General features: G+C 58.4%; 7 protein-coding genes. All 7 read left to right on the forward strand.

What is annotated here, in order from left to right:
• Positions 1-8 precede the first annotated feature (8 nt).
• The 7 genes from AKJ29_RS18385 (at position 9) to rarD (ending at position 8,678) form a co-directional block, all read left to right on the forward strand.
• On the forward strand, positions 9-410 hold the full coding sequence (locus tag AKJ29_RS18385; protein ID WP_055192990.1) for a GFA family protein: 402 nt from the start codon (positions 9-11) through the stop codon (positions 408-410).
• Positions 403-777: a GFA family protein gene (locus tag AKJ29_RS18390; RefSeq protein ID WP_175502267.1), complete on the forward strand. Its 375-nt coding sequence runs from the start codon at positions 403-405 to the stop codon at positions 775-777. Before AKJ29_RS18385 ends, AKJ29_RS18390 begins: the two co-directional genes overlap by 8 nt.
• Positions 777-1,400 carry a LysE family translocator gene (locus tag AKJ29_RS18395; RefSeq protein ID WP_074963656.1) on the forward strand — a complete coding sequence of 208 codons (624 nt, stop codon included), beginning with the start codon at positions 777-779 and terminating at the stop codon, positions 1,398-1,400. The genes AKJ29_RS18390 and AKJ29_RS18395 overlap by 1 nt, the downstream gene beginning before the upstream one ends.
• Positions 1,401-1,440: 40 nt before the next feature.
• Entirely contained in the window at positions 1,441-3,888 is a 2,448-nt protein-coding gene (locus tag AKJ29_RS18400; protein ID WP_055192992.1) for a GcvT family protein, read from the forward strand.
• Positions 3,889-3,988: 100 nt separating this feature from the next.
• Positions 3,989-4,960, forward strand: coding sequence for a GlxA family transcriptional regulator (locus AKJ29_RS18405; RefSeq protein WP_055192993.1), 972 nt, complete (start codon positions 3,989-3,991; stop codon positions 4,958-4,960).
• A gap of 110 nt (positions 4,961-5,070) precedes the next feature.
• Positions 5,071-7,524 (forward strand): GcvT family protein, encoded by a 2,454-nt coding sequence (locus tag AKJ29_RS18410; RefSeq protein WP_055192994.1) that lies wholly within the window; start codon positions 5,071-5,073, stop codon positions 7,522-7,524.
• Between the two features lie 260 nt (positions 7,525-7,784).
• Positions 7,785-8,678, forward strand: a complete 894-nt coding sequence (gene rarD, locus AKJ29_RS18415) for an EamA family transporter RarD (RefSeq protein ID WP_055192995.1) — start codon at positions 7,785-7,787, stop codon at positions 8,676-8,678.
• The last annotated feature ends 570 nt before the right edge of the window (positions 8,679-9,248 follow it).

Here is a 9,248-nt window from a genome sequence, read left to right on the forward strand (position 1 = left end):
AGCCAGAGATGCTGAATGGAAGTTGCCTGTGCGGTGCGGTGTCGTTTGAAATTTCTGGGCCTTTGCGCCCGGTCTATGCCTGTCATTGTCAGCAGTGTCGCAAGACATCCGGTCATTTCTGGGCGGCGACCTCGGTTCCTGACGATGCTCTGACATTTGCCAAGACTGACGGGTTGGCATGGTACCAATCCAGCCCGAACACCAAGCGTGGTTTCTGTAATCAATGCGGATCAAGCCTGTTTTGGGTGCCGGAAGGCGAGGGGCGTACCGTGGTTGCGGCCGGGTCGTTGGATGGTGAAACCGGGCTGACCACGAAGGCGCATGTCTTCGTCGCGGACAAGGGCGACTACTATGGCATCGAAGAACAGATGCCACAGTTTGATCAGTTCAAAGGAGATGAAAGTGCTTAACGGAAGTTGCCTGTGTGGGGCCATCACCTTTTCAACCGATGCCAAACCTAAAGGGGCCTCGATGTGTCATTGCTCGCAATGCCGCAAACAGTCGGGCGGGATCTGGTCGTCTGCTCAGGTGCCTGTGCAGGAGATCACCATTACCGGCCCTGTGAGCTGGTATCAGGCCAGCCCGCAGGCCAATCGCGGTTCCTGTCCCACATGCGGTGCCTTCCTGTTCTGGCAGGGCGTCGGTGAGGACAATATCAGCGTCTCACTTGGTGCCGTGGATGGTCCGACCGGGCTTGTGCTCGAGAAACATATCTTTGTGGCCGACAAGGGGGATTACTACCAGATCGCCGATGGCTTGCCGCAGGAGGATCAATAATGCTGGAGACGCTTTTTGCCATGGATCCATGGGTGATCATCACCTTTATCGGGGCGTCGATCATCCTTTATATCACCCCCGGCCCCGACATGATGTTCATCATTGCATCGTCGATCAAAGGCGGGGCAAAGGCCGGGGTGATGGCCACCGCCGGGATCATCCTGGGCGTATTTTGCCACGTCATTCTGGCGGCAGCCGGGCTGGCGGTGCTGATCGCGGCCTCGCCCATCGCGCTCGATGTGATCCGATACGCCGGCGCTGGGTATCTGGCGTGGCTCGCCTGGAGCAGCTGGCGATCGGTTGAACCCGCATCAAAGCGTGAAGGGCGGGCGGATCTGTGGCGCGCATTCCGCCGGGGGTTTGTCACCAATATCCTCAATGTGAAGGTGATCCTCTTTATCCTCGCCTTCCTGCCGCAATTCATCCGTCCCGAGGTCGGCCCCGAATGGCATCAGATCGTGATCCTTGGCGTGATCCTGGCCATTGGCGGTTTCATTGCCGACGCGTTGATCGGGGTCTTCGCTGGTCTGGCTGCCGACCGTATCCGCCGCTCCACCCGCCTCATGAACCGCATTTCCGCCGTGATTTTCGGCGCGCTGGCCGCCCGACTGGTCCTCAACTGAACACAGAAACACAGAACACTCGCATCACAGGGAGACTGCAATGCCTGACTTTCCAACCAAAGCCCGCGTTGTCATCATTGGCGGCGGTGTCGTCGGTGCCTCGACGCTGTATCACCTCGGCCTGAAAGGCTGGACCGATTGTGTGTTGCTTGAAAAGAATGAGCTGACGGCAGGGTCCACCTGGCACGCCGCGGGCAATGTGCCGACCTTCTCGACCTCATGGGCGATCATGAACATGCAGCGTTACTCGACCGAGCTGTATGCCCGTCTGGGCGAAGAGGTCGATTATCCGATGAACTATCACCAGACCGGCTCGATCCGTTTGGCCCACACCAAGGAACGGATGCAGGAATTTGAACGCGCCTGTTCGATGGGGCGCTATCAAGGGATCGAGATGGAGATCTGGACGCCGGAACAGGCAAAAGAGAAATACCCCTTCCTTGAGATCCATGATCTGGCCGGTGTCCTTTGGGACCCGTCGGATGGCGACATTGACCCGGCGCAGGTGACCCAGGCCCTTGCAAAAGGCGCGCGCGACATGGGCCAGAAGATCCTGCGCTTCACCCCGGCCACGGGCGTCACCCAGAAGGAAGACAAGACATGGATTGTGCATACCGAAAAGGGTGACATTGACTGTGATTACGTGGTCAACGCGGCGGGGTATTATGCTCAGCGTGTGGGTGAGATGTTCAAGCCCTATGGCGGGCGCACCGTGCCGATGATGGTGATGGAGCATCAGTATCTCTTGACCGAACAGATCCCCGAGATCGAGGCCCACACCAAAAAGACCGGCAAGAAGCTTCCCCTGATCCGCGATGTGGACGTGTCATACTATCTGCGTCAGGAAAAGCACGGCTATAACCTTGGCCCCTATGAACCGAACTGCAAGGCGCATTGGTTGGGCGAAGACAAGATGCCAGATGATTTCAGCTTCCAGCTCTGGCAGCAGGATCTGGACCGGATCGAGGATATCGTCGTCGACGCCATGGCCCGCGTGCCGCTGATGGAGACCTCGGGCGTGTCCAGCGTGATCAACGGCCCGATCCCCTACGCCCCCGACGGTTTGCCCCTGATGGGTCCGATGCCGGGTGTTGAGAACGCGTTCGAGGCCTGTGTCTTCACCTTCGGCATCGCGCAAGGCGGTGGCGCCGGTAAGGTCATGGCAGAATGGATTGTCGATGGCGCGACCGAGTGGGATATGTGGGCGGTCGATCCGCGCCGCTATACCGACTACACCGATCAGGACTATTGCGACCAGAAAGGGATGGAGGTCTACGGCAACGAATACGCCATGCATTTCCCCCATCATGAATGGCCCGCCGCGCGCGACAAGAAACTGTCGCCGGTCCACGCGAAGGTCAAGGAGCTGGGCGGCGTCATGGGGGCCTATAATGGCTGGGAGCGCGCCAATTGGTTCGCGCAGCCAGGCGATGACACCTCACTTGAGGCAACCCACACCTGGGGTCGCTCCGGCCCGTGGGAGAGCCGCATCAAGGAAGAATGCGAAGCGGTGCGCGATGGTGTCGGTGTGCTCGATCTGCCGGGTTTCTCGCGTTTCAACCTTGAAGGCGAAGGCGCGGCAGAATTCCTGCGGACCCGCATCACCGGGGCGCTTCCGAAAGCGGGCCGCATGAACCTTGTCTATTTCGCCGATGACCGGGGGCGGATCCTGACCGAAATGTCCTGCATGCGTCACGGCGAAGATCATTTCACCATGATCACCGCAGCGTCTGCCCAGTGGCATGACTTTGAGGTGCTGAAAAAGGGCCTGCCCACCGGTGTTTCGCTGACAGATCATTCGACCGAATTTGGCACGATGATCGTCACCGGCCCCCAAACCCGCGAGATGTTCGAGGCAATTGGTACTGAGGCGGATCTATCGCTGGGATGGCTCACCCATCAGGACGCCACAGTGGCCGGCACCCCCTGTCGTTTGGTCCGTGTCTCCTTCGCCGGCGAACTGGGCTGGGAGGTGCATTGCACCAACGCAAACCAACCCGCGATCTATGACGCCCTGCTGGGTGCGGGCGCCAAACCCTTCGGCATGTATGCACTCGACAGCCTGCGACTGGAGAAAGGCTACCGCACCTGGAAGGGCGATCTGTCGACCGATTACTCGATGTTCGAAGGCGGGCTGGAGCGGTTTGTGCGCCTCGACAAGCCGCAGGATTTCCCGGGCAAAGCCGCGCTTCTGGCGGAAAAGCAGCAAGGGTCGAAAAAGCGCTTTGTCACCATGGTGGTGGACGCAGGCGACTGTGATGCGCCTTATATGTCCTGCGTCTGGTCCGGGGATGAGATCGTCGGTGAAACCACGTCTGGCGGTTGGGGCTATCGTGTGAACAAGTCGATTGCCTACGGCATGGTGCGCCCGGAACTGGCCACCCCCGGCACCGAACTTGAGGTCGAGATCTACGGCGAGAAATTCCGCGCCGTGGTCCAACCAGACCAACCGCTTTGGGATCCTGACAATACCCGGATCCGCGCCTGACCGGCAAAGCCGCGTCCTTCCCCCTTTTTCTTGCCTGAAATACCTCGGGGGGAGGGCGCAGTCCGGGGGGCAGCGCCCCCTTCCAGACAGGAGGACATTCATGACCGATCCGGCAAAGAGCGTGCCCGTGCATGTCGACATCCTCATTGCAGATGATTTTGTTCTGACCGAACTGACCGCCGTGGTCGAGGTGATGCGCCTGAGCAATCGGGTGACCGCGAAAAAGGCTTTCAGCTGGACGTTTCGCGCCCGCACCCCCGGTCCCGTGCGATGTCGGGCCGAGGCGACCGTCATGGCTGAGGCGATCCCCGAGAAACCCCGGGCGGACTATCTTTTTGTCATTGGTAATTCAAACCCGGATCACCCGGACCTGTCCATCAAATCGGTGATCAAATCCTACATGTGGTCCGGGGCCAAGTTGGTGCTTCTGGCCGAGGCCGCCAGTCGCTATATTGCCGAGACCGGTGAGCAGGGCAAACACCACACGACCCATTGGGAAAACCGCGCTGTCCTGAATGAGCGGGGCACGCCGGGAAGCGGCTCTTATGCGCTGGCGGCGGATGACGGACGCCTGATCACCAGTGCGGGTATGGGGTCGACCTTTGATCTGGCGCTCTCCCTTCTGGGGCAGCATGTCTCTGCGGCTGCGATCACCACGGTGTCGGATATCCTGCTGCATGAAAACATCCGTGCGCTCACCAGTCTGCAACCCTTTGGCGGCAAGCAATTGTCCGTCACCGGCAACAAGGCGTTGGATCAATGTATCGAACTGATGCAGGCCAATCTGGATGAGCCTTTGCGCATTTCCGAACTGGTGGACCTGCTGGGGATCTCGGAACGGTCTCTCGAACGCCATTTCCGGGCCCATTTCGATATCACCCCCAATGCGTATTACCGTGAGCTGCGGCTCAACCATGCCAATACGCTCCTGCTCAATACCCGCATGTGTGTGCGGGATGTGGGGCTGGCCTGTGGGTTTCCAAACGGGTTCTCCTCGCTCTTTCACCGCCATTTCGGCGTGACCCCAACCGCGTGGCGCAGGCAGGGGGATGGATTGCGGATCTATGTCTGATAGCCGACAAATCTGGCGGAAATCAGATATAATGAACACAGGACCCGTGCCACTCTCATCCGGCAACGCGAAATGCGACTCTGGTGTTTGTCTTTGATTGGAGGGAAGACATGAGCAATCTGCCGCAAAAGGCCCGTGTGGTTATTATTGGGGGAGGGGTGATTGGCTGCTCGGTGGCCTATCACCTGACCAAGAAAGGCTGGAAAGACGTTGTGCTGCTGGAACGCAAGCAACTGACGTCGGGCACCACCTGGCATGCGGCCGGCCTGATTGCCCAGCTGCGCGCGACGGCCAATATGACCAAGCTCGCGAAATATTCGCAGGAACTTTACGGATCACTGGAAGAAGAAACCGGTGTCGCCACCGGGTTCAAACGCTGCGGGTCGATCACGGTGACCCTGACCGAAGAGCGCCGCGAAGAGATCTACCGCCAGGCCGCCATGGCGCGCGCCTTTGGGGTTGAGGTCGAAGAGATCTCAGCCGCGCGGGTGAAAGAGATGTATCCGCATCTGAATGTCGAGGATGTGAAAGGGGCGGTCTACCTGCCAAAAGACGGGCAGGGTGACCCCGCCAATATCGCACTGGCGCTGGCCAAGGGCGCGCGCCAGCGGGGCGGCATCGTCAAGGAACGCATCAAGGTCACGGATGTGACCAAAGAGGGTCGTCTCGTTACCGGTGTCGACTGGGTGTCGGATGATGGCACGGAAAGCGGCCATATTGAATGTGACATGGTGGTGAACTGCGCGGGCATGTGGGGCCATCAGGTGGGCCGCATGACCGGCACCAATGTGCCGCTTCATGCCTGTGAACATTTCTATATCGTGACCGAAGCCATTGACGGGCTGACGCAACTGCCAGTGCTGCGGGTGCCGGATGAATGTGCCTATTACAAAGAAGACGCGGGTAAAATGTTGTTGGGGGCATTTGAACCAAATGCCAAACCTTGGGCGATGGATGGCATCCCCGACACGTTTGAATTTGACCAGCTGCCAGAGGATTTCGATCATTTTGAGCCGATTCTGGAAAATGCTTGCAATCGGATGCCGATGCTGGCTGAGGCGGGGATCCACACTTTCTTCAACGGCCCCGAAAGTTTCACTCCCGATGATGCCTATCACCTTGGCCTTGCGCCGGAGATGGACAATGTCTGGGTCGCCGCCGGCTTTAACTCGATCGGCATCCAGTCCGCCGGTGGGGCGGGTCATGCGCTGGCCGAGTGGATGGATACGGGCGAGAAACCGTTTGATCTGGGGGACGTGGATATCAGCCGGATGCAGCCCTTTCAGGGTAATAAGACATATCTTTATGAGCGTTCGAAGGAAACGCTGGGCCTGCTTTATGCCGATCACTTCCCCTATCGGCAAAAGGCCACCGCGCGCGGTGTGCGTCGCACGCCGTTCCATCACCATCTGAAGGAGCAGGGCGCTGTCTTTGGTGAGCTGGCCGGGTGGGAACGCGCCAACTGGTTTGCCAGCGAAGGTCAGGAGCGGGAATACCAGTATTCCTGGAAGCGCCAGAACTGGTTTGAGAACTCCGCCGCTGAACACCACGCCGTGCGCGAAAATGTTGGCATGTATGACATGTCGTCTTTTGGCAAAATCCGCGTCGAAGGCCCGGATGCGGAACGGTTCCTGAATTATGTGGGGGGCGGCGATTACGCGGTGCCCAACGGCAAGATCGTCTATACCCAGTTCCTGAACCGCAAAGGTGGGATCGAGGCCGACGTGACTGTGACCCGCCTGACGGAAACCGCCTATCTCGTGGTCACACCTGCGGCGACCCGTCTGGCGGATCAGACCTGGATGGAACGCCACAAAGGTGACTTCAACGTGGTGATCACCGATGTGACCGCGGGCGAAGGCGTGCTGGCGATCATGGGGCCGAATGCGCGCAAACTGCTCGAGAAGGTCTCTCCCAACGACTTCACCAACGCCACCAACCCGTTTGGCACCGCGCAAGAGATCGAGATCGGCATGGGTCTCGCCCGTGCGCATCGCGTGACCTATGTGGGGGAACTCGGGTGGGAGCTATATGCCTCCGCCGACATGGCCGGACACATGTTCGAAACCCTCTGGGAGGCCGGGCAGGATCTGGGTCTGAAACTGTGCGGCATGCATATGATGGACAGTTGCCGGATCGAAAAGGGCTATCGCCATTTTGGCCACGACATCACCTGTGAGGATCACGTGGTCGATGCGGGGCTGGGGTTTGCGGTGAAAACCGACAAGGGCTGTGACTTCATCGGTCGTGACGCCGTTATCGCGCGTAAAGAAACCGGGCCCAAGTCCCGTCTGGTGCAGTTCAAACTGACCGATGCCGAACCGCTGCTGTTCCACAATGAACCGATCCTGCGCGATGGCGAATATGTGGGTTATCTCAGCTCGGGCAATTACGGCCACATGCTTGGTGGCGCCATTGGTCTTGGCTATGTGCCCTGCGAAGGTGAGAAAGCAGCCGACGTGCTTGCCTCAAGCTATGAGATCGACGTCTGTGGTGTGAAGGTGAAGGCAGAGGCGTCTTTGAAACCGATGTATGATCCCAAGTCGGAACGCGTGAAGGTCTGATGAGGGGCGTAGACGGGGGCGTTCTGGTTTCAACCTGATGCGGGAAAGGCGAAACGCCTGAACGACCACAGGAGGGCACCCTGTCGGGTGTCCTTTTCTTTCGGCATCTCCCGTGTCGCCCGGCTTTGACCTTTACCGGGTGCTCGGGGCCTGTCTGCCAGGCATCACGCTTCCTGATGAATGACGTCACAGAAATCACTTCGCACAATAAGCTCTTCTTTGTCATAGATACCGGGTAAGTTCTGCGGAAAGGATGCAGCATGGCGCAGATGAAGGACAATGTGGACACCCCGCGCGGGCTGGCCTTTGTGATTGCGGCCTATGTGCTGTGGGGGTTCTTGCCGCTTTACATGAAGGCGCTGTCCCATGTGCTTCCGGCAGAGGTCGTGGTGCATCGGGTGATCTGGTCCGTCCCGGTGGCCGGTGCGGTTCTGATCGTGATGGGGCGCACGCGAGAGCTGCGCGAAGCGTTTGCCCATCCGCGCATGCTGGCACAGGCGGCGCTGACGGCGGCGCTGATCTCGGTGAACTGGGGCATTTATATCTGGTCGATTGCAAATGGGCAGGCGTTGGAGGCCGCGCTGGGCTATTACATCAACCCGCTCTTTTCGATCTTCCTTGGGGCGGTGCTGCTGGGGGAGCGGTTGAACCGGGTTCAGATGATTGCCATCAGCTTTGCCGCGGCGGCAGTGGTGATCCTGACGCTGGAGGCCGGTCGCCTGCCCCTGGTGGCGGTTGGCCTTATGATCACTTGGGGCTTTTATGCCTATTTCAAAAAATCCCTGCCAATCGGTCCCAATCAGGGGTTTTTGCTTGAGGTGCTGATCCTGACCCCCTTTGCGCTGGCCTATATGGCATATCTCGGGGCTACCGGTGAGGGGGTCTTCCTGAACGACGCTCCGACAACCCTTCTGTTGCTGGCTGCCGGTGTGGTCACCGCCGTGCCGCTGCTGCTTTATGCAAATGGGGCAAAAGGAGTGCGCATGAGCACGGTCGGCATTCTTCAATATATCGCCCCCACCATGATCTTCCTGATTGCGGTCTTCCACTTCGGCGAACCCCTCTCGGGAATGCGCCTGTTCGCCTTTCCGCTGATCTGGTTGGCCCTGGTCATCTACACCGTCCCAATGCTGCGATCCCTGAAGCGGAGCTGAGGCTCTTCCTGTTCGTTTGTGATTCTTGAAGTTCTGGCCTTTGTTCGGCGATTCCTTGGTTTTTTGCGCGTAGGTATGAGGTTTTTCCCGGTTCACTGGCTTTGTTTTGAGTTTTTTTGGAGTTTTTTGAGAGTTTGTTTTGTTGTGCGGTGTTGTTTTGGTCTTTTGGGTTATGGGGAGTCGCGCCCGGTTTTGTGTTTTGTGTTGTTTTTGTCTTGGGGAAAGGGTGTGTCTTGTGTTGGGGGCGGGGTGTATTGGGGTAGGTGTGTCTTTTTAAGGCGTTGATTTCATTTAATATTTGTTCTTTTTTTGATTTTTAGCGAGAAAAGTCAAAAAAGGGGTTGCGGGTATTTGGTTTAAGACTTAGAACCCCCTTCACCGGCGGCGCTGAGGCGCACGATGGGGCGCGAGACGGAGCGGACGAGATGATCGGAAGTGATGTTTAGCGGGAAAAATTCGAGGCAGATTGATCGGGTTGCGCCAAAGAGATGCGGTGCTTCCGGTGGATTTTGTCTCTGGGATCTGGTTTAACTTGGTTCCGCGCTCTTTGACATTGATGGTATCTGAAGA

It is taken from the genome of Aliiroseovarius crassostreae (genome assembly GCF_001307765.1).
Lineage (GTDB): Bacteria > Pseudomonadota > Alphaproteobacteria > Rhodobacterales > Rhodobacteraceae > Aliiroseovarius > Aliiroseovarius crassostreae.

What these genes read in the sequence shown, in the direction of transcription:
- AKJ29_RS18385 (WP_055192990.1), top strand. Translation starts at nt 9, where the DNA reads ATGCTGAATGGAAGTTGCCTGTGCGGTGCGGTGTCGTTTGAAATTTCT.
- AKJ29_RS18395 (WP_074963656.1), top strand. Translation starts at nt 777, where the DNA reads ATGCTGGAGACGCTTTTTGCCATGGATCCATGGGTGATCATCACCTTT.
- AKJ29_RS18400 (WP_055192992.1), top strand. Translation starts at nt 1,441, where the DNA reads ATGCCTGACTTTCCAACCAAAGCCCGCGTTGTCATCATTGGCGGCGGT.
- AKJ29_RS18405 (WP_055192993.1), top strand. Translation starts at nt 3,989, where the DNA reads ATGACCGATCCGGCAAAGAGCGTGCCCGTGCATGTCGACATCCTCATT.
- AKJ29_RS18410 (WP_055192994.1), top strand. Translation starts at nt 5,071, where the DNA reads ATGAGCAATCTGCCGCAAAAGGCCCGTGTGGTTATTATTGGGGGAGGG.
- rarD (WP_055192995.1), top strand. Translation starts at nt 7,785, where the DNA reads ATGGCGCAGATGAAGGACAATGTGGACACCCCGCGCGGGCTGGCCTTT.